The 18405-nt window shown below is 66.1% G+C and carries 29 protein-coding genes and 1 tRNA gene; 9 read left to right on the top strand and 21 right to left on the bottom strand.

Translation table 11 applies throughout. The features are described from left to right. Positions 1 to 11: 11 nt before the first annotated feature. The 8 genes from LG388_RS09945 (at position 12) to LG388_RS26810 (ending at position 5438) form a co-directional block, all read left to right on the top strand. A complete protein-coding gene (locus LG388_RS09945; protein WP_225782635.1) occupies positions 12 to 1073 on the top strand; it encodes a hypothetical protein in 1062 nt (353 codons plus the stop codon). Positions 1074 to 1140: 67 nt separating this feature from the next. Continuing rightward, positions 1141 to 1926: a hypothetical protein gene (locus LG388_RS09940; protein WP_225782634.1), complete on the top strand. Its 786-nt coding sequence runs from the start codon at positions 1141 to 1143 to the stop codon at positions 1924 to 1926. Further along, entirely contained in the window at positions 1923 to 2333 is a 411-nt protein-coding gene (locus LG388_RS09935) for a hypothetical protein (RefSeq protein WP_225782633.1), read from the top strand. Before LG388_RS09940 ends, LG388_RS09935 begins: the two co-directional genes overlap by 4 nt. Before the next feature lie 234 nt (positions 2334 to 2567). Continuing rightward, positions 2568 to 3242, top strand: a complete 675-nt coding sequence (locus tag LG388_RS09930) for an HNH endonuclease (protein ID WP_225782632.1) — start codon at positions 2568 to 2570, stop codon at positions 3240 to 3242. Beyond that, positions 3242 to 3421: a hypothetical protein gene (locus LG388_RS09925; protein ID WP_225782631.1), complete on the top strand. Its 180-nt coding sequence runs from the start codon at positions 3242 to 3244 to the stop codon at positions 3419 to 3421. The genes LG388_RS09930 and LG388_RS09925 overlap by 1 nt, the downstream gene beginning before the upstream one ends. Then, positions 3418 to 3705 (top strand): hypothetical protein, encoded by a 288-nt coding sequence (locus tag LG388_RS09920; protein WP_225782630.1) that lies wholly within the window; start codon positions 3418 to 3420, stop codon positions 3703 to 3705. The genes LG388_RS09925 and LG388_RS09920 overlap by 4 nt, the downstream gene beginning before the upstream one ends. Continuing rightward, the gene (locus LG388_RS09915; RefSeq protein WP_225782629.1) at positions 3695 to 3874 is read left to right on the top strand and encodes a hypothetical protein; all 180 of its coding nucleotides are present in this window, start codon (positions 3695 to 3697) and stop codon (positions 3872 to 3874) included. The genes LG388_RS09920 and LG388_RS09915 overlap by 11 nt, the downstream gene beginning before the upstream one ends. Then, complete coding sequence (locus LG388_RS26810; RefSeq protein WP_225782776.1) at positions 3846 to 5438, top strand: recombinase family protein; 1593 nt, start codon at positions 3846 to 3848, stop codon at positions 5436 to 5438. The genes LG388_RS09915 and LG388_RS26810 overlap by 29 nt, the downstream gene beginning before the upstream one ends. Here LG388_RS26810 and LG388_RS09905 read toward each other — a convergent pair. The 18 genes from LG388_RS09905 to rplN all read right to left on the bottom strand — a co-directional run bounded on the left by LG388_RS09905 (position 5395) and on the right by rplN (position 14411). Further along, positions 5395 to 5471 (bottom strand) — tRNA-Met (locus tag LG388_RS09905). The two genes, LG388_RS26810 and LG388_RS09905, sit on opposite strands and share 44 nt — an antisense overlap. Positions 5472 to 5490: 19 nt before the next feature. Continuing rightward, positions 5491 to 5889 carry a 50S ribosomal protein L17 gene (gene rplQ / locus LG388_RS09900; RefSeq protein WP_225782628.1) on the bottom strand — a complete coding sequence of 133 codons (399 nt, stop codon included), beginning with the start codon at positions 5887 to 5889 and terminating at the stop codon, positions 5491 to 5493. A gap of 93 nt (positions 5890 to 5982) precedes the next feature. Continuing rightward, positions 5983 to 6978, bottom strand: a complete 996-nt coding sequence (gene rpoA, locus LG388_RS09895; RefSeq protein WP_225782627.1) for a DNA-directed RNA polymerase subunit alpha — start codon at positions 6976 to 6978, stop codon at positions 5983 to 5985. A gap of 146 nt (positions 6979 to 7124) precedes the next feature. Beyond that, a complete protein-coding gene (gene rpsD, locus LG388_RS09890; RefSeq protein ID WP_225782626.1) occupies positions 7125 to 7748 on the bottom strand; it encodes a 30S ribosomal protein S4 in 624 nt (207 codons plus the stop codon). A gap of 137 nt (positions 7749 to 7885) precedes the next feature. Then, on the bottom strand, positions 7886 to 8290 hold the full coding sequence (rpsK, locus tag LG388_RS09885) for a 30S ribosomal protein S11 (RefSeq protein WP_038201952.1): 405 nt from the start codon (positions 8288 to 8290) through the stop codon (positions 7886 to 7888). 10 nt (positions 8291 to 8300) lie between these two features. After that, positions 8301 to 8666, bottom strand: a complete 366-nt coding sequence (gene rpsM, locus LG388_RS09880) for a 30S ribosomal protein S13 (RefSeq protein WP_225782625.1) — start codon at positions 8664 to 8666, stop codon at positions 8301 to 8303. 23 nt (positions 8667 to 8689) lie between these two features. Next, a complete protein-coding gene (rpmJ, locus tag LG388_RS09875) occupies positions 8690 to 8803 on the bottom strand; it encodes a 50S ribosomal protein L36 (protein ID WP_038201958.1) in 114 nt (37 codons plus the stop codon). Between the two features lie 150 nt (positions 8804 to 8953). After that, positions 8954 to 10294, bottom strand: coding sequence for a preprotein translocase subunit SecY (gene secY / locus LG388_RS09870; RefSeq protein ID WP_225782624.1), 1341 nt, complete (start codon positions 10292 to 10294; stop codon positions 8954 to 8956). A gap of 30 nt (positions 10295 to 10324) precedes the next feature. Next, on the bottom strand, positions 10325 to 10756 hold the full coding sequence (gene rplO, locus LG388_RS09865) for a 50S ribosomal protein L15 (protein ID WP_225782623.1): 432 nt from the start codon (positions 10754 to 10756) through the stop codon (positions 10325 to 10327). Position 10757: 1 nt separating this feature from the next. Beyond that, positions 10758 to 10943, bottom strand: coding sequence for a 50S ribosomal protein L30 (rpmD, locus tag LG388_RS09860; RefSeq protein WP_225782622.1), 186 nt, complete (start codon positions 10941 to 10943; stop codon positions 10758 to 10760). A gap of 17 nt (positions 10944 to 10960) precedes the next feature. Next, entirely contained in the window at positions 10961 to 11479 is a 519-nt protein-coding gene (gene rpsE / locus LG388_RS09855) for a 30S ribosomal protein S5 (protein WP_225782621.1), read from the bottom strand. A 26-nt stretch (positions 11480 to 11505) separates the two neighbouring features. Then, complete coding sequence (rplR, locus tag LG388_RS09850) at positions 11506 to 11871, bottom strand: 50S ribosomal protein L18 (protein ID WP_225782775.1); 366 nt, start codon at positions 11869 to 11871, stop codon at positions 11506 to 11508. Between the two features lie 11 nt (positions 11872 to 11882). Then, positions 11883 to 12416: a 50S ribosomal protein L6 gene (rplF, locus tag LG388_RS09845; protein ID WP_225782620.1), complete on the bottom strand. Its 534-nt coding sequence runs from the start codon at positions 12414 to 12416 to the stop codon at positions 11883 to 11885. A 16-nt stretch (positions 12417 to 12432) separates the two neighbouring features. After that, positions 12433 to 12828 carry a 30S ribosomal protein S8 gene (rpsH, locus tag LG388_RS09840; protein WP_225782619.1) on the bottom strand — a complete coding sequence of 132 codons (396 nt, stop codon included), beginning with the start codon at positions 12826 to 12828 and terminating at the stop codon, positions 12433 to 12435. A 20-nt stretch (positions 12829 to 12848) separates the two neighbouring features. Continuing rightward, the gene (rpsN, locus tag LG388_RS09835; RefSeq protein ID WP_225782618.1) at positions 12849 to 13154 is read right to left on the bottom strand and encodes a 30S ribosomal protein S14; all 306 of its coding nucleotides are present in this window, start codon (positions 13152 to 13154) and stop codon (positions 12849 to 12851) included. 10 nt (positions 13155 to 13164) lie between these two features. Further along, on the bottom strand, positions 13165 to 13704 hold the full coding sequence (rplE, locus tag LG388_RS09830; protein ID WP_225782617.1) for a 50S ribosomal protein L5: 540 nt from the start codon (positions 13702 to 13704) through the stop codon (positions 13165 to 13167). Positions 13705 to 13712: 8 nt separating this feature from the next. After that, a complete protein-coding gene (rplX, locus tag LG388_RS09825; RefSeq protein WP_225782616.1) occupies positions 13713 to 14030 on the bottom strand; it encodes a 50S ribosomal protein L24 in 318 nt (105 codons plus the stop codon). A gap of 12 nt (positions 14031 to 14042) precedes the next feature. After that, entirely contained in the window at positions 14043 to 14411 is a 369-nt protein-coding gene (rplN, locus tag LG388_RS09820) for a 50S ribosomal protein L14 (RefSeq protein ID WP_017760917.1), read from the bottom strand. Positions 14412 to 14770: 359 nt separating this feature from the next. On the opposite strand from rplN, the gene proC reads away from it, so the two are divergent. Continuing rightward, positions 14771 to 15601: a pyrroline-5-carboxylate reductase gene (gene proC, locus LG388_RS09815; protein WP_225782615.1), complete on the top strand. Its 831-nt coding sequence runs from the start codon at positions 14771 to 14773 to the stop codon at positions 15599 to 15601. Between the two features lie 34 nt (positions 15602 to 15635). Here the strand turns inward: proC and ubiA are convergent, their stop codons facing one another. The 3 genes from ubiA to LG388_RS09800 all read right to left on the bottom strand — a co-directional run bounded on the left by ubiA (position 15636) and on the right by LG388_RS09800 (position 18271). Continuing rightward, on the bottom strand, positions 15636 to 16514 hold the full coding sequence (ubiA, locus tag LG388_RS09810) for a 4-hydroxybenzoate octaprenyltransferase (RefSeq protein WP_225782774.1): 879 nt from the start codon (positions 16512 to 16514) through the stop codon (positions 15636 to 15638). A gap of 37 nt (positions 16515 to 16551) precedes the next feature. Then, complete coding sequence (locus tag LG388_RS09805; RefSeq protein ID WP_304956843.1) at positions 16552 to 17121, bottom strand: Dps family protein; 570 nt, start codon at positions 17119 to 17121, stop codon at positions 16552 to 16554. A gap of 160 nt (positions 17122 to 17281) precedes the next feature. Continuing rightward, positions 17282 to 18271, bottom strand: a complete 990-nt coding sequence (locus tag LG388_RS09800; protein ID WP_225782614.1) for a LysR substrate-binding domain-containing protein — start codon at positions 18269 to 18271, stop codon at positions 17282 to 17284. Positions 18272 to 18405: the final 134 nt, after the last annotated feature.

Genomic DNA, 18405 nt, shown 5'->3' with positions numbered 1-18405 from the left:
AGGAAAGAACCATGGCGAATGATGCCACGTTGGCACCTGCGCGCGCAAATGCTGCGCCGGCACGCCCCGAGGACAACCCCGAGCCGATCTTCTACAAGGACCCGGCAAAGCCGAAGGTTGAGTGGACCCCGCCGCCGAACTGGCCGAACTCGGGCAGCCCTACCCTGATCACGCTCTTCCTGCGCCCAACGAAGGGCGAGGCGTTCAAAGGGAAGTGGTCTGAGGCCGTTGAGGCGGCCCGACTTGAGCATCCCCGTCGCTACCCCATCGGGTCTGAGGCCCTGTGCCACAGCGACACCCGCGAGCCGTTCGTGTGGTTCACGCCGAACAGCGGCTACCAGTTCTTCGCGTTCAAAGAGGTCGCCATCCACTTTGATCCCGAAAACTGCCCTGCCTACGGCGAGAGCGGGACAACCATCATCGAGGCGATCAACAAGGCCGCGCGCAAGCTCGGCGCCCACGTCGTCGATGGACTGGGGAAGCGCCTGCGCCGCAAGGAGATGGACATGCTCGCCCAGCATATCCAGGACACCCTCGTGCGCCGCCAGTACGAGGCGGAAGCGGCCCGGACATCGTGGCCGGACAAGCACACGAAGAGGGTGCAGCGAGAGCTTTCCTTCCAGTTCCGGGAGACCAAGCACGGACCTCGCGGCGGCTATGTCTCGGGCTCCGGAAGAACGGTGTTCTTCGACGCACCGAAGCTGCCGTACGAAGCCGGGCGCGCGTTGGGCATCCGCATGGCTCTTGAGCACATCAAGTATCTGGAGACTCACTCCTACTCCGATGGCCACTTGATGGCGACCATTGAGAGTGCATTCGAGATGTACACGGAAGACCGCGAGAGCCCGAAGCGCCTCACTCGCGGCAACGTGGCTGCCGGCTATCTGTTCATCATGATGCGGCTGGTGAAGATCGGCGCCAAGGGCGTGAACTTGAAATGGGTCCAGCAGCAGGTCGAGTACCGAGAGCAGGAGGCGGAGATGGAAGCGAAGATTCACGCCGCCGAGTCGAAGAAACTCACTGCCCGCCTGAAGGCCGCCCGCGAAGCCAAGCGCAGCGGAGGTGCAGCATGAAGGACGCGATCCTGGGCATTGCCCTGACGCTGGTGTTCGCTGCGCAATGCGTGTGGGGGCTGACATCGTGAGCGCCGTCAACGATAAGCCCAAGGCCGCCAAGAAGGCGCCGGCCAAGAAGACATCGGCCTCGAAGAACGTGGCTGCGCCGGCAAACCCACGCGCTCGGAAAACTGCTGCCAAGACGCCGGAAAAGGCCATGGCTGAGATCGTGAAAGCCATTGAGGCTGCTCGCGATCTTGTGCTCGGCGCGGACAAAGCAGCCGGCGACGAAGGTGACTCCGGCAGTACGCTCCTGTTCTTCGCACAGATCGAGATCAGCAAGGCGCTAAGGTCTGCCGCCCCCAACTCGGACGCTATGCGCGACCTCGGGCGCTCGGTGTTCGATATTCAGGCGTTGGTGCAGGGCTGCGCTGCCTTGCACGTCGGAGACGGACGCGGGCTGCTGGCGCAGCAGGCGGATGCCGTGCTTGAGTCTCTGCACCCGATGATCGACACCGGCACGGCCTTCTGGCCCAAGGCGCCCGCCCCTGAGCCTCCGGCGGCAGAGCCGGTAAGCGAAGCAGTGCCGCCAGCGCCAGCTGCGGACCCCGATGCGGAGCGACGGTTCGACCTTGCGCGGGAGGTGAACCACGAGATTGCCAAGCTGGCCGAAGGCGTCATCAAGCTGCTGGAGATTGAGCGAGATGACGACTTCCCGATGTACCACGGCATGCTGCAGCGCATCGTCCTGCTGTCGAGCATCAACTTCTTTGCGATGCAGTTGCACGGAGACGGCGACGGCCGCAAGTCGTGGGGTGACGATGCGGACGTGGGGAACATGGAACGCGCTTACCGAGGGTTCTACCGATGACTGACCGCATCGAAGTCGCCCCGGGCGTCATGCGTCTGGTCTCCTACTCGCGCGCCATCTACATCGGCTCCGCCGAGGCGCTGGTGGCGGCGGGCGTGGCCCAGCGCCACCACTTCCCCGGCCAGCCGGGCAACCCGCGCGGCATGTGCTCGTTCGACCCGGCGGGCGTGCGCGTCACCAAGGGCTACCGCGGCCGCGAGCGCGGCGGCCCCGGCCACGTCCGTATCGTCGCGCGGCGCGAGGGCTTCGAGGTGGAGTTGCGCCTGTCGCCCCAGCGCCTGGAAGGCATCGAGGCCGAGCGTGCCCAGGCCGCCAAGGGCTGGCCGTTCCCCATCATCAACGGCATGCCTGCAGGCGCAGCGAAGAACTGCAGGCTGGCCACATTCCTGCAGGAGGTGAAGGCGTGATCTACCGCCCCAACCCCGAGAGCCTGGCCGCGCGCGTGGTCGGATTCTTCGCCCTCAACCCCGATGAGGCCCTGGCGCTGGACGACATCGCAGAGAAGTACGTGATGCCCGGGGACTCCCGGAACATCCACGCCCAGCTCATCATGGCGCTGGACCATGACCTGCTGGCCTACGACCCCGAGAGCGGCGTCTACACGAAAGGCGCCAAGGACATCCCTACCCTGGAGGCGGCGCATGCTCAAGAGAAAGCCGATGCCGAAGTGGACAGCCGACGAGGACGCAAGGCTGCGCGAGCTGTACGGCACGATGCCGGTGAAGGAAGTAGCGCGGCAGCTCGGCCGCACGAAGATGGCGGTGGCCACGCGCGCCAGCGACATGAAGCTGGACGGCAAGCCGCTGCGGTGGAGTCTGGCGGAGAAGACGCTGCTGGCGCAGCTGTACCCGGTGACGCCGATGGCCGATCTGTGCAGGCTGATGAACCGGCCGAAGGATCAGGTGCGCGCGATGGCGAAGAAGTTGGGGCTGGAGAGACCGGCCGAAGTGAGACTGGCCAGCAATCAGCGCCTGCCGCTCGGGGCCGAGCGCCGCAACTCTCGGGGCGACCTGATGCGCAAGGTGAAAGCAAGCGGCCCGCGCGCGGAAGCGTGGAAGCGGGTGGAGGTGGCGACGTGGGAGGAAGCGCACGGCCCGGTGCCGGCGGGAATGATCGTGACGGCGAGCGACCCAGCGCAGCCGCTGACCTTGGCCAACCTGATGCTGGTGACGCGCACCGACTTGGCGAACCGGAACCGGCTGGATCAGCGTTACCCGCCCGAGGTGCAGCAGGTCATCCGCCTGAAGTCCCTCATCACGCGGCAGATCAACCGCATGGCGAGCAAAGCGGAATCGGAGAAGTCCGAAGCCATCTGATGGCCACGCTGCGCGCCCTGCGCGACCCCGACAACCCCATGGCGCTGGACCGCGCCAAGGTCATCGGCGAGGTGGCAACGGTGCTGGTCAACAGTGCGAAGGTGGAGGTCGATTACCTGAAGGTGACGCAGCAGCGGCGCGGCCAGTTCTTCGAGGCGCTGCCGGGAGGTGGCAAGTGAAGCGCTCCGACCTGAACCACCTTCGCCGCCTGGTGGCCTGGGTGCGCTGCGAGATCGGCCCCAGCCCGGAGGAACTTCAGGCCGGCATGCAGGACATCGCGGCCCACGGGGTTGGGCCCGCCGACGATGCTGCGCGCCAACGCATGGTCGAAGCCTACGACAAGGCCCGCAGCGTGCCGAAGTACGTGCGCGCCGCCGTGAAGGCCCTGGACGGCTACGCCCGCGCGCCGGGCGCAGTGGTGGATGCACCAGCGCGAGAAGTGAGGAGGATCGATGACCGCTGATACCGTCGCCCCGATCCGCCGCCCCGCCCGGCCTGCGGCTCCCCCGCCTGCCGGCCTGACCGACTACAGGAGCCCGGCCCGCTCGCGCCTCATCGAGATCATCGCGCGCCAGCTGGTCAACGAACTGATCCAGGAACGAGATGAGAGTCTGCCTGTACGCCAGGTTTAGCACCGACAACCAGAATCAGAACAGCATCGAGGACCAGCTGCGCGCCGGCCGGGAGCGCGCCGCGCGCGAGGGCTGGCCCATCGTGGCCGCGCATTCCGACGAGGGTATCAGCGGGTCCACGCCCGTGACCCTGCGGCCCGGCGGCAAGGCGCTGATGGCCGACGTGCTAGCCGAACGCTTCGATGTCCTGCTGGTGGAGGGCCTGGACCGCATCACGCGCGACCTGGCCGAGCAGGAAGCGGTGGTGAAGCGCATGGAGCATCGCGGCATCCGCATCATCGGCACGGCGGACAGCTACGACAGCCAGGCGTCCGGACGCAAGGTCATGCGGATCGCGCGCGGGCTGGTGAACGAACTGTTCTTGGACGACCTGCGGAAGAAGACCCACCGAGGCCTGCAGGGGCAGTTTGAGCGCGGCATGGCTGCGGGCGGGCGCACCTACGGCTACTCAAGCGAGACGGTTCCAGGCGGCCGGCGCATCGTCATCGACGAGGCCCAGGCCCAGCACGTCCGATGGATCTTCGAGCAGGTCGCGGCGGGCGCCACGCTGCGCAGCATCGTCTATGAGTTGAACGCGCGCGGCGTCCCAAGCCCTCGCGGCGCTGGCTGGGCGGCAAGCGCCTTGGTCGGCTCGCCCGCAATGGGCGATGGCCTCCTGAACAACGAGATCTACATCGGCCGCGTCGTGTGGAACCGCCGGCAGTGGCTGAAAGACCCCGACACTGGGAAGCGGCAGGCGGTCCCACGCCCGCGCGCGGAATGGGTCGTGCGCGAACAGCCCGACCTGCGCATCATCACGAACGAACTGTGGGACCAGACCCGGCCGGTCCAGCGCAAGAAGTGGTCAGGCAACGGCCGGCCGACGACGACGCTCTTCGGCGGCCTGCTGCGCTGCGAAACATGCGGCGGCCCGGTGATCGCCGTCAGCGCGCTCCGGTACGGCTGCAGCGCGCACAAGGACAAGGGCCCGACGGCCTGCGCCAACTCGTCCACCTGGACGCGGAAGGATGTGGACTATCGGCTGCTGGCCGAACTGCGCGAAGACCTCCTGTCCCCCAGCGCGCTTGCCGAAGTCGAGGAAGTCGTTCGCCGGCTGCTGACCGAGATGGACAGCGGCCACGAGCAGGCGCGGGCTGCGGCCGTGCGCCGTGCCGCAGAGCTGGACAAGGAGATCGAGCGCATCGTTCAGGCTATCGTGGCCGTGGGCAGCAGCGACGCACTGGCCGATCGGCTACGTGCGGCAGAGCTGGAGAAGAAGACGCTTCAGGCCGCACGCGCCGCCGAACCGCCGCCCATTGCGAGTGCGGGCGCCATCATGGCGAAGTACCGGAAGCTGGTGCTGAACCTACGCGAGACGCTGGTGGCCAGCGAAACATCAGTGGGCAAGGCTCGGGCTGCGCTGGCCGACCTGCTGGGGGAAATCACGCTCAGCCGCGATGAGAACGGCGAGAGCTGGGCCAAACTGAAAGACCCCGCATCACAGCTGCTTGTGGCAGCCGCAAATGCGGGGTCTCTGGGAGTGGTTGCGCGAGCAAGATTTGAACTTGCGACCTTTGGGTTATGAGCCCAACGAGCTACCAGACTGCTCCATCGCGCGTCAGAAATGAAAGTATAGCTTAATCCGCGGCGTTCTGCACAGCGTCGTCCGAAGAAACTTCGGGACGGTCCACCAGCTCCACGAAAGCCATGGGCGCATTGTCGCCCACGCGGAAGCCCATCTTCAGGATGCGGGTGTAGCCGCCCGGGCGCGTCTGGTAGCGCGGGCCCAGTTCATTGAAGAGCTTCACGACGTTGTCGCGGTTGCGCAGGCGATCGAAAGCCAGGCGCTTGTTGGCGACCGTGGGGTTCTTCGCCAGCGTGATCAGCGGCTCGACGACGCGGCGCAGTTCCTTGGCCTTCGGCACGGTGGTCTTGATGGCCTCGTGCTCGATCAGCGAGTTGGTCATGTTGCGCAGCATCGCCAGGCGGTGCGAGCTGGTGCGGTTGAGTTTGCGGAGTCCGAGTCCGTGACGCATGGTGTGTTCCTTGGAGGATTTTTAGTAATGGAGGGCAGCCGTGTCAGGTACTGCCCCTTCTGCGGGATTTCGCGAAGAACGCTGGAGAAAGGATCAGCGCTTGTCGAGGCCGGCCGGCGGCCAGCTTTCGAGCTTCATGCCCAAGGTCAGGCCGCGCGAGGCGAGCACTTCCTTGATTTCGTTGAGCGACTTGCGACCCAGGTTCGGGGTCTTGAGCAGCTCGTTCTCGGTGCGCTGGATCAGGTCACCGATGTAGTAGATGTTCTCGGCCTTCAGGCAGTTGGCCGAACGCACCGTGAGCTCCAGTTCGTCCACGGGACGCAGCAGGATCGGGTCGAACTGCTGGGCGCTGCGCTGTTGCGGCGCCTTGGCATCGAACAGCTCGTCCACGCCGCCTTCCAGCTGCGCGAACACGGCCAGTTGCTCGACCAGGATCTTGGCCGACGCGCGCACGGCGTCTTCGGCCGAAATTGCGCCGTTGGTTTCGATCTCGACCAGCAGCTTGTCCAGGTCGGTGCGCTGCTCCACGCGGGCGCTCTCGACCGTGTAGCTCACGCGCTTGACGGGCGAGAACGACGCGTCGAGGACGATGCGGCCGATGGACTTGGTCGGCTCGTCGGCGTAGCGGCGCATCGTGCCGGGCACGTAACCGCGGCCCTTCTCGACCTTGATCTGCATGTCCAGCTTGCCGCCTTGCGACAGGTGGGCAATGACATGCTCGGGGTTGATGATCTCGACGTCATGCGGCGTCTGGATGTCGGCGGCCGTGACCGGGCCTTCGCCATCCTTGCGCAGCGACAGCGTGACCTCGTCGCGGTTGTGGAGCTTGAACACCACGCCCTTGAGGTTCAGAAGGATGTTGACCACATCTTCTTGCACGCCGTCGATCGACGAGTACTCGTGGAGCACGCCGGCGATCGTGACTTCGGTGGCTGCATAGCCCACCATCGAAGACAGCAACACGCGACGCAGCGCATTGCCGAGCGTGTGGCCGTAGCCGCGCTCGAAAGGCTCGAGCGTGACCTTCGCCTTGTTGGCGGCCAATTGCTCGACCTGGATGGTCTTGGGTTTCAGCAGGGTTGTTTGCATGCGGACTTCCTCTCAATACCCCCGGCTCGTTACACCGGTAAGGCTGGTGAAGCGCCTGGGCTGCGCAAGAGCGTCTTGGCAGCGCAGGAACGGGAACAACAGAATGGGGCGCAGGAGGTGGGTACCTGCCTGCGCCCTCATCAGCATCAACGCGAATAAAGTTCGACGATCAGCGATTCGTTGATGTCGGCGCCGAACTCGTCGCGGTCCGGCACCTTCTTGAACGTGCCCTCGGCCTTGTCGACGTTGACTTCGACCCAGGCCGGGATGCCGACCTGCTGGGCCAGTTGCAGGGCCTCGACCACGCGTGCCTGCTTCTTCGACTTCTCACGCACCGCCACCACGTCGCCGGTCTTGACCAGGTACGAGGGGATGTTGACCGGCTGGCCGTTCACGGTGATCGCCTTGTGCGACACCAGCTGGCGCGCTTCGGCGCGGGTGGAGCCGAAGCCCATGCGGAACACCACGTTGTCCAGGCGCGACTCGAGCAGGAACAGCAGGTTGGCGCCGGTGTTGCCGCGGCGGCGGTCGGCTTCCTCGAAGTAGCGGCGGAACTGCTTCTCCAGCACGCCGTACATGCGCTTGACCTTCTGCTTTTCGCGCAGCTGCAGGCCGTAGTCGGAGGTGCGCTGGCCCGAGGTGCGGCCGTGCTGGCCGGGCTTGGAATCGAATTTCGCCTTGTCCGCGATGGAGCGACGCGCGCTCTTGAGGAACAGGTCGGTGCCTTCACGGCGGGAAAGCTTGGCCTTGGGGCCGAGGTAACGTGCCACGGTATTTTCCTTGTGTGGTGTCTGCCGCAGCGGCTGCTGCGGGAGCCATCAGCCGTCTGTGCCGATGGCGGTGGGCTTGTGTTGAAAAGCAAAACGCGCAGCGACCCCGAAAGGACGCTGCGCCGAGGGAAAGCGCCTCAGATGCGGCGGCGCTTCTGCGGACGGCAGCCGTTGTGCGGCACGGGCGTCACGTCGGAAATGGACGTGATGCGGATGCCCAGTGCGGCCAGCGCGCGCACCGACGACTCGCGACCGGGGCCGGGGCCCTTGATCTCGACGTCGAGGTTCTTGATGCCCTGCTCGACCGCAGCGCGGCCGGCGACTTCGGACGCCACCTGGGCCGCGAAAGGCGTCGACTTGCGCGAACCCTTGAAGCCCTGGCCACCCGACGACGCCCACGACAGAGCGTTGCCCTGGCGGTCAGTGATGGTGATGATCGTGTTGTTGAACGACGCGTGCACGTGCGCGATGCCGTCCGCAACGTTCTTGCGGACCTTCTTGCGAACGCGTTGCGCGGCGTTGTTGGCGGGAGACTTGGCCATGCTTTATTCCTTACTTCTTCAGGGCTTGCGCAGCGCGACGCGGACCCTTGCGGGTACGGGCGTTCGTGCGGGTGCGCTGGCCACGCATCGGCAGGCCGCGACGATGACGGAAGCCGCGGTAGCAGCCGATGTCCATCAGGCGCTTGATGTTCATCGTCGTTTCGCGACGCAGGTCGCCTTCGATCGTGAACTGGGCGATCTGGTCGCGGATCTTTTCCAGATCGGCGTCCGTCAGGTCCTTGACCTTCTTCGCGTAGTCGATGCCGCAGGCTTCGCAGATCTTGCGAGCGCGCGTGCGGCCGATTCCGAAGATCGCCGTCAGGCCGATTTCGGCGTGCTTGTGCGGCGGAATGTTGATGCCAGCGATACGTGCCATGTTCGTCCTCTAGAACTCTCGAATCAACCCTGGCGCTGCTTGTGGCGCGGGTCGGTGCAGATCACGCGCACCACACCCTTGCGGCGGATGATCTTGCAATTGCGGCAGATGGTTTTGACCGAAGCCGAAACTCTCATTTGATTTCTCCTGAAACTCTGTGGGCTGAACTACCTGCCCCAAAACACAATGTGCGCCAGGCACAGGCCTTTGGCGTCAACTCCACTTTCCAAATCTTTCGATCCGGACCGGGCGGCCGGGCGAGAGCCCGCCACCCTGATCAATCCGCATCAGCCACCCAGCGACGTCTTGAAGTTCGCCTTCTTGAGCAGCGACTCGTACTGCTGCGACATCATGTAGTTCTGCACCTGGGCCATGAAGTCCATGGTGACGACCACGATGATCAGCAGCGAGGTCCCTCCGAAGTAGAACGGCACGTTGTATCTGAGGATCAGAAACTCCGGCAGCAGACACACGAAGGTGATGTAGATCGCACCCGCCAAGGTCAGGCGCAGCAGGATCTTGTCGATGTAGCGGGCCGTCTGGTCGCCGGGGCGGATCCCGGGGATGAAGGCGCCGCTCTTCTTCAGGTTGTCGGCGGTCTCGCGGCTGTTGAACACGAGGGCCGTGTAGAAGAAGCAGAAGAACACGATCGCACCGGCGTACAGCAGCGTGTAGATCGGCTGACCTGGCGCCAGCGTGGAGGCGGCGTCGCGCATGAAGCGCGCGAACCAGCCCTCGCCGCCCGTGCCCATCCAGCCCACCACCGTCGCCGGCAGCAGGATGATCGAGGACGCGAAGATCGGCGGGATCACACCGGCCATGTTCAGCTTCAGCGGCAGGTGCGAGGCTTGGCCGCCATACACCTTGTTGCCGACCTGACGCCGCGCATAGTTCACCAGGATCTTGCGCTGTCCACGCTCCACGAACACCACGAACCAGGTCACCAGGCCGACCAGCACCACGATGAACAGCGCGACCAGCACGCTCATCGCACCCGTGCGCACCAGCTCCAGCAGACCACCGATGGCGGTGGGCAGCCCCGCCACGATGCCGGCGAAGATGATGATCGAGATGCCGTTGCCCAGACCGCGCTCGGTGATCTGCTCACCCAGCCACATCAGGAACATGGAACCAGCCGTCAGGCTGAACATGGCCGTGATGCGGAAGCCGAAGCCGGGGTTGTTGACCAACCCTGCCGAGGACTCCAGCATCGTGGCGATGCTCACGGACTGCACCAGCGCCAGCGCCAGCGCACCGTAGCGCGTGTACTGCGTGATCTTGCGTCGACCTGCCTCGCCTTCCTTCTTCATCTGCTCGAAGGTCGGCACGACATAGGTCATCAACTGCATGATGATCGATGCCGAGATGTACGGCATGATCCCCAGCGCGAAGACCGTGAAGCGCGACAGCGCCCCGCCCGAGAACATGTTGAACAGGCTCAGGATGCCGCCCTGCTGGCCCTGGAACAGCTGTGCCAGCTGATCCGGGTTGATGCCGGGCACCGGGATGTGCGCGCCGATGCGGTAGACCACGAGCGCCAGCAGCAGAAAGACCAGCCGGCGACGCAGGTCACCGAACTTGCCCGTCTTGGCCAGCCCTTGTTGCTTGGTCAGCGCGTTGGTTGCCACGTTCTGGATCTTCCTCTTGGCTCAGATCGCTCAGGCCAGGCTGCCGCCGGCGGCCTCGATGGCGGCCTTGGCCCCGGCGGTCGCGCCGATGCCCGTCAGCTTCACCGCCTTGGTCAGCTCGCCCGACTTGATGACCTTCACGACCTTGGCCAGCTGGCCCACCAGGCCAGCCTGCTTCAGCGCGAGCAGGTCCACTTCGGCCAGGCCCAGCTTGTCCAGCGCAGCCAGCGTGACTTCGGCGTTGAACTTCAGGCTTTGCGACTTGAAGCCACGCTTGGGCAGGCGACGCTGCAGCGGCATCTGGCCGCCTTCGAAGCCCACCTTGTGGAAGCCACCGGCGCGCGACTTCTGGCCCTTGTGGCCACGACCCGCGGTCTTGCCCAGGCCGGAGCCAATGCCACGGCCGACGCGACGCTTGGCGTGCTTGGCGCCCTCAGCGGGCTTGATGGTATTGAGTTCCATGTCAGAGCACCTTCACCAGATAGGCGATCTTGTTGATCATGCCGCGCACGGCGGGCGTGTCCTGCAGCTCGCTCACGCTGTTGAGCTTGCGCAGGCCCAGGCCACGCACGGTGTCACGGTGCGACTGCTTCGTGCCGATCGGGCTGCGCACCAGCTGGATCTTCACGGTCTGTTGTTGCGTCGTCATTGCAAATGCTCCTGGTCTCAGGCGAAGATGTCTTCGACCGTCAGGCCACGCTTGGCTGCGACTTCGGCCGGCGTGGTCGAGTTCTTCAGCGCGTCCAGCGTGGCGCGGACCATGTTGTACGGGTTCGACGAGCCATGGCTCTTGGCCACGACGTCGGTGATGCCCATCACTTCGAACACGGCGCGCATCGGGCCGCCGGCGATGATGCCGGTCCCCTTGGGAGCCGGCGACATCATCACCGTCGAAGCACCATGGTGGCCCGTCACTTCGTGATGAAGCGTGCCGTTCTTGATCGACACCTTCATGAGGTTGCGACGGGCTTCTTCCATGGCCTTCTGCACGGCAGCGGGCACTTCCTTGGACTTGCCCTTGCCCATGCCGACGCGGCCATCGCCGTCACCCACCACCGTGAGTGCCGCGAAACCCAGGATACGACCCCCCTTCACCACCTTGGTGACGCGGTTGATCGAAATCATCTTCTCGCGCAGACCGTCCTCGGGACCCTCGGCGCTCGTTCTTGCCTGAATCTTTGCCATCTTGAATTCCTGATTCGTGCGCGTTCTTAGAACTGCAGGCCGGCTTCACGCGCGGCTTCTGCCAGCGCCTTGACGCGGCCGTGGTAAGCGAAGCCGGCGCGATCGAACGCCACCTTCTCCACGCCAGCAGCCTTGGCCTTCTCGGCGATGCGCTTGCCGATGATCGCGGCAGCGGCGGCATTGCCACCCTTGCCGGCACCGCCGAGCGAGCTGCGCACTTCGGCCTCGGCCGTCGAAGCCGTGGCCAGCACCTTGGCGCCGTCGCCGGAGATGACGGTGGCGTAGATGTGCAGGTTGGTACGGTTCACCGTCAGACGGGCAACGCCTTGCGTGGCAATGCGGATGCGGGTCTGGCGGGCGCGGCGCAGGCGCTGTTCCTTTTTGGTCAACATCATGCAGCCTCTTACTTCTTCTTGGTTTCCTTGATCACGATCTTCTCGTCCGAATAACGGATCCCCTTGCCCTTGTAGGGCTCGGGCGGACGAATCGCGCGGATCTCGGCAGCCACCTGGCCGACGCGCTGGCGGTCGGCACCCTTGATGACGATTTCGGTCGGGGCCGGGGTGGCCACCGTGATGCCCGCAGGCATTTCCTTGTTGACGGGGTGCGAGTAGCCGACCGACAGGTTCAGCTTCGTGCCTTGCGCCTGGGCCTTGTAGCCCACGCCCACGAGCGTCAGCTTCTTCTCGAAGCCCTTGCTCACGCCCACGACCATGTTGTTGACCAGCTGGCGAACGGTGCCGCTCATCGCGTTGGCTTCACGCGACTCGTCCACCGGCTCGAAGCTCAGCTTGCCTTCCTTGTTCGACACCTTCACCAGCGCGCTGGCGGCGATGGCCAGCTGGCCACCTGCGCCCTTGACGCTGATCTGGTCTTCCTTGATCGACACGTCCACGCCTGCGGGGACGACGACCGGCATTTTTCCGACTCGGGACATTGCTATTTCCTCCGCGTCAGGCCACGTAGCACAGCACTTCGCCGCCGACGCCGGTGGCACGTGCCTTGCGGTCGGTCATCACACCCTTGGGGGTGGTGACGATCGCCACGCCCAGGCCGTTCTGGACCTTGGGGATGGCCGCCGAACCCTTGTACACGCGCAGGCCGGGACGGCTCACGCGCTCGATGCGCTCGATCACCGGACGGCCGGCGTAGTACTTCAGGGAGATCTCGAGTTCGCTCTTGCCGGCCTCGGTCTTGACCTGGAAGCCGTCGATGTAGCCCTCGTCCTTCAGCACCTGGGCGATGGCGACCTTCACCTTGGAAGACGGCACCGACACGGTGGGTTTCGCGACCATCTGCGCATTGCGGATGCGCGTCAGCAGGTCGGCGATGGGATCACTCATGCTCATAGTTCTTGCTCCTGCTGCGCTTACCAGCTGGCCTTGGTCACGCCGGGGATGTCGCCGGCGAAGGCCAGTTCACGAACCTTGGCGCGTGCCAGACCGAACTGGCGGAACGTGCCACGCGGACGGCCCGTGATTTCGCAGCGGTTGCGCTGGCGGGTGGGGTTGGCGTTGCGCGGCAGCTTCTGCAGCGCCAGGCGTGCAGCGGCACGCTCTTCGTCGGTCTTCTTGACGTCGCCGGCGATCGCCTTCAGCTCTTCGTGCTTCTTCGCGTACTTGGCGACCAGCTTCTCGCGCTTGAGTTCGCGCTGGATCAGTGCAACTTTTGCCACAGGGCCACCTTTAGTTCTTGAAGGGGAAACGGAAGCCTTGCAGCAGCGCCTTGGCTTCTTCGTCGGTCTTGGCCGTCGTCGTGATGCTGATGTTCAGACCACGCAGAGCATCCACCTTGTCGTACTCGATTTCCGGGAAGATGATCTGTTCCTTGACGCCGATGTTGTAGTTGCCACGGCCGTCGAAGGCGCGGCCGCTGATGCCGCGGAAGTCGCGCACGCGGGGCAGGGCCACGGTGACGAAGCGGTCCAGGAACTCGTACATCTTCACGCCGCGCAGCGTCACCATCGTGCCGATGGCCTGGCCTTCACGGATCTTGAAGCCGGCGATGGCCTTCTTGGCCTTGGTCACGACGGGCTTCTGGCCGGCGATCTTGGTCAGGTCGCCCACGGCGTTGTCCATGACCTTCTTGTCAGCCACGGCCTCGCTCACGCCCATGTTCAGCGTGATCTTGGTCAGGCGGGGGACCTCCATCGGCGACTTGTAGCCGAACTTCTCGGTCAGTTCCTTGGCGATCTTGTCGCGGTAGATTTCTTGCAGTCGAGCCATGGTATCCCTCAGGCAAGCTTGATTTCTTCGCCGCTGGACTTGAACACGCGCACGCGCTTGCCGTCCACCAGCTTGATGCCCACGCGGTCGGCCTTGCCGGTGGCCGCGTTGAAGATCGCCACATTCGATTGGTGAATCGGCATGGCCTTTTCCACGATGCCGCCGGTGGTGCCCTTCAGGGGGTTCGGCTTGGCGTGCTTCTTGACGAGGTTGATGCCCTCGATCACCAGGTGCGAGTCGTCGGCGCGCAGCGTGACCGTGCCACGCTTGCCCTTGTCACGGCCCGACAGCACGATGACCTGGTCGCCCTTGCGAATCTTGTTCATGACAGCGTGTCCTTAGAGAACTTCGGGAGCCAGCGAGACGATCTTCATGAACTTCTCGGTACGCAGTTCACGCGTCACGGGTCCGAAGATGCGGGTGCCGATCGGCTCCAGCTTGGCGTTGAGCAGCACGGCGGCGTTGCCGTCGAACTTGACGAGCGAACCGTCGCCACGGCGGATGCCCTTGGCGGTGCGCACGACGACGGCGTTGTAGATCTCGCCCTTCTTGACGCGACCACGCGGCGCCGCTTCCTTGACGCTCACCTTGATGACGTCACCGACGCTGGCATAGCGACGCTTGGAGCCACCGAGCACCTTGATGCACAGGACGGACTTCGCGCCTGTGTTGTCGGCCACTTCGAGCCGGGATTCAGTCTGGATCATTGCTTGTAGTTCCCAACTTGTACCGCCACAACCCTTGGAAGGAGCCGTGCCGATCAGTCTTGGGCCCGTCGTCTGGACGGATTGCCTGTACTGATTACCAGCAGGCAAAGCGCCATTCGTCTGGGCGGAATTCCGCTTTAGTAAAGCGAAGCCCGCGATTGTGGCATGCGCGCCCCGCGCTGTCAAACCCTCATTGCGGCGCACTCGCGTGCAGGGCCAGCGCCGGGGAAAGCGGCGACCGGCCCTCCGGGAAGACGCGCCGTGCCGCCCGGCCGCGGGGCTTCTGGCGGCACAATGGCGGCCGCGCTGTTGCGCCCCCGCATCAATCCGAGCGATCTCCCCTCATGACCGACACCGCCATGCCTGCCGCCCTCCCGCCGATCGCCTTCATCGGAGGCGGCAACATGGCCGGCGCCATCCTGGGCGGACTGCGCCGCGCCGGCCTGCCGGCGGACCGCTTCGAGGTGGTGGAGCCCTTTGCCGCCACGCGCGAGCAGTTGCTGGCCCGCCAGGGCGTGCAGGCCCAGGCCGGCGCCAGCGCGGCGCTGGCGCGCTGCGGCCTGGTGGTCTGGGCGGTCAAGCCCCAGGTGTTCGCCGACGCGGCGGCCGCCACGCGGCCGTTCCTGGCACCCGGCGCGCTGCACCTGAGCGTCGCGGCCGGCATCCCCTCGGACAGCATCGCGCGCTGGCTGGGCAGCGAGCGCATCGTGCGCGCCATGCCCAACACGCCGGCGCTGGTCGGCCAGGGGATGACGGGCCTTTTCGCCCGCCCCACCGTCCCGGCCGGCGAGCGCACCCAGGTCGAGCAGCTGCTGCAGCCCACCGGGCGCCTGCTGTGGGTGGATGCGGAGCCTGCGCTCGATGCCGTCACCGCGCTGTCGGGCTCGGGCCCGGCCTACGTGTTCTATTACATCGAATCCATGGTGGAGGCCGGGATCGAGATGGGGCTTTCGCCGGCCCAGGCCCATGCGCTGGCGGTGGGCACCTTCACTGGCGCCGCCTCGCTGGCCGCCGACGCCGGCGAACCGCCGGCCACGCTACGCGAGCGCGTCACGTCGAAGGGCGGGACCACCCACGCGGCCATCAGCGCGCTCGAGGCCGCCGGCGTCAAGGCGCAGTTCAAGGCAGCGATCCGCGCCGCCGAGCAGCGCGCGCGCGAGCTGGCACAGGAATTCGGCCAGGCCGACTGATCCGCGCTCCGCGGCGAGAAGGCCCCGCCCGAAGTCAGCGCAGCGCGCAGTCGGCCACCACGCCGGCAAAGACCGCGAAGCCCAGCCAGTGGTTGAGCCGGAAGGCGCGAAAACACCCTTCGCGCGTGCGCGTGCGGATCATCTGCCAGTGCCACAACGCCTGCGCCGCGGCCGCCGCCAGCCCCAGCAGGTAGACCGCGCCCAGCCCGGCACGCAGGCCCACCCAGGCCCAGACGGCGAGAAAGAGCGCGTAGCAGAGCATGACAATGGGCACATCGGCCCGGCCGAAGGTGATGGCCGAGGTCTTCATGCCGATCTTCAGGTCGTCGTCGCGGTCGACCATCGCGTACTCGGTGTCGTAGGCCAGCACCCAGAACAGATTGCCGGCCAGCAGCAGCCAGGCCGCGGCCGGCACCGCGCCCTGCACGGCCGAATAGGCCATCGGGATGCCGAAGCTGAAAGCGATGCCCAGCACCGCCTGCGGGACGGACACCCAGCGCTTGGCGAAAGGGTAGACCAGCGTCACCGCCAGCGCCGCGAAGGACCACAGCACGGTCGGGCGGTTGGTGGTCAGCACCAGACCGAAGGCAGCCAGCGCCAGCACCGCGCCCAGCGCGAGCGCCTCGCGCGGCGACACGGCGCCGCTGGTCACGGGCCGCTGGGCCGTGCGCTTGACGTGGCGGTCGAAGTCGCGGTCCGCCACGTCGTTGACGCAGCAGCCCGCGCTGCGCATGAGGATGGTGCCCAGCGTGAACACGGCCAGCAGGTGCCAGCCCGGAAAGCCGCCCGCGGCCAGCCACAGCGCGGCCAGCGTGGGCCACAGCAGCAGCAGCCAGCCTGCCGGCCGGTCCCAGCGGATCAGGTTCAGGTACAGCGAAAGCCGCCCGCGCGGCGTGGGCGCGGCGGGCGGCATGGAGGGCTGCGGCAGGGCTCCGGCGGTCAAGCGCGCATCACTCCTCGAGCAGCGAGCGCAGCATCCAGGCCGTCTGGTCGTGCACGGTGCAGCGCGCGGTCAGCATGTCGGCCGTGGGGGCGTCGCTGGCCTCTTCGGCCACGGGGATGAACTCGCGCGCGATGCGCGACACCGTTTCGTGGCCCTTGACCAGGATGCGCACCATCTCCATCGCCTTCGGCGGGGTCAGCGGCACGTCGGGCACGGTGGCGATCTTGCTGAACTCGGCATACGAGCCGGGCGCGTAGTGGCCCAGGGCGCGGATGCGCTCGGCGATCACGTCGGTGGCGTTCCACAGCTCGGTGTACTGCTCCATGAACATGGCATGCAGCGAGTTGAAGTGCGGCCCCGTCACGTTCCAGTGGAAGTTGTGCGTGGTCAGGTACAGCGTGTAGGTGTCGGCCAGCACGCGCGACAGCCCCTCCGCGATGGCTTCGCGGTCCGCGCGGTCGATGCCGATGTTGATCAAGGGGGCGGCGCGTCCGGATTCGGGGGCCACCAGTTCGCCGCCCTTGGCGGGCACGGTGCCCTTGCTGCTCTTCTTGATGTCCTTGATCGTCTTGGCCATGGGTTACCTCTTGAGAGAACAAAACATTGAAGCGATGAGCTGGTGGCGCCAGGGCGCCGGCTCAAGCCCATGAACTCTATCGCGGCCATGCAGCCTGGCAATGCCTCCCGCGTAGGGCAAGGCCGCGAAGCGCAAGGGTGGCATGCCGCGTTTCATGGCTTCATGACAGCCGCGCCACGCCGGGCAGTTCGCAGGCATAGATGGCGTTGCGCAGCGCGGCGATGGCCTCGTAGCGCGTGAAGCTGCGGCGCCAGGCCAGCACCACGCGGCGCGTGGGCGGCTGGCCGTCCTGCGTGTCGCGGATGGGCAAGTAGCGCACGATGGGCTCCAGCGCGGGCGCGGGCGAAGCCTTGGCGCGCCCGTTCCGGCCCTCGCGCGGGGCCAGCGCCTCGGCCGGCACCGACAGGCGCGGCACCAGCGTCACGCCCATGCCGGCGGCCACCATGTGCTTGATGGTCTCCAGCGAGGAGCCCTCGAAGCTCTTGCGGATGCCCTCGGCGCTGCTGGAAAAGCGCGCGAACTCCGGGCACACCTCCAGCACGTGGTCGCGGAAGCAATGGCCCGTGCCCAGCAGCAGCATGGTCTCGTTCTTGAGCTCCTGGGTGCTCAGCCATTCGCGTGCGGCCAGCGGATGGCTGGCCGGCACGGCGGCCAGGAAAGGCTCGTCGTACAGCGCCGCCATCGCGAGGCCGGTGTCCGGGAAGGGCTCGGCCATGATGGCGCAGTCGATCTCGCCCGCGCGCAGCATCTCCAGCAGCCGCACGGTGAAGTTCTCGTGCAGCATCAGCGGCATCTGCGGCGTGCGCGCGATGTTCTGGCGCACCAGGTCGGGCAGCAGGTAGGGGCCGATGGTGTAGATCACGCCCAGGTTCAGCGGGCCGGCCAGCGGGTCCTTGCCGCGCTTGGCGATCTCCTTGATGCTCGCGGCCTGGTCGAGCACCGTCTGCGCCTGCTGCACGATCTGCTCGCCCAGCGGCGTGACCGTGACTTCGCCCGCGCTGCGCTCGAAGAGCTTGACTTCCAGTTCGTCCTCGAGCTTCTTGATGGCCACCGAAAGAGTGGGCTGCGAGACGTAGCACGCCTCGGCCGCCTTGCCGAAATGACGCTCGCGCGCGACGGCGACGATGTATTTGAGTTCGGTCAGGGTCATAGCTTTCATCAATTATGGGCCGGCGCACGGCCGCGCGCACCTTTGACCGCACCGCCCTGGCTGGCAATCGCGCGATGCCGGGCGGCAGGCGCGCGGCCGGCGGGCGGCCGGCACGGGCGAGAATCCCCTTCCCC

It is taken from the genome of Xenophilus sp. Marseille-Q4582, assembly GCF_916700565.1.
Taxonomy (GTDB): domain Bacteria; phylum Pseudomonadota; class Gammaproteobacteria; order Burkholderiales; family Burkholderiaceae_C; genus Xenophilus.
Note: the sequence above shows the minus strand (reverse complement) of the source record. Positions and strands in the feature narration are given on the sequence as shown.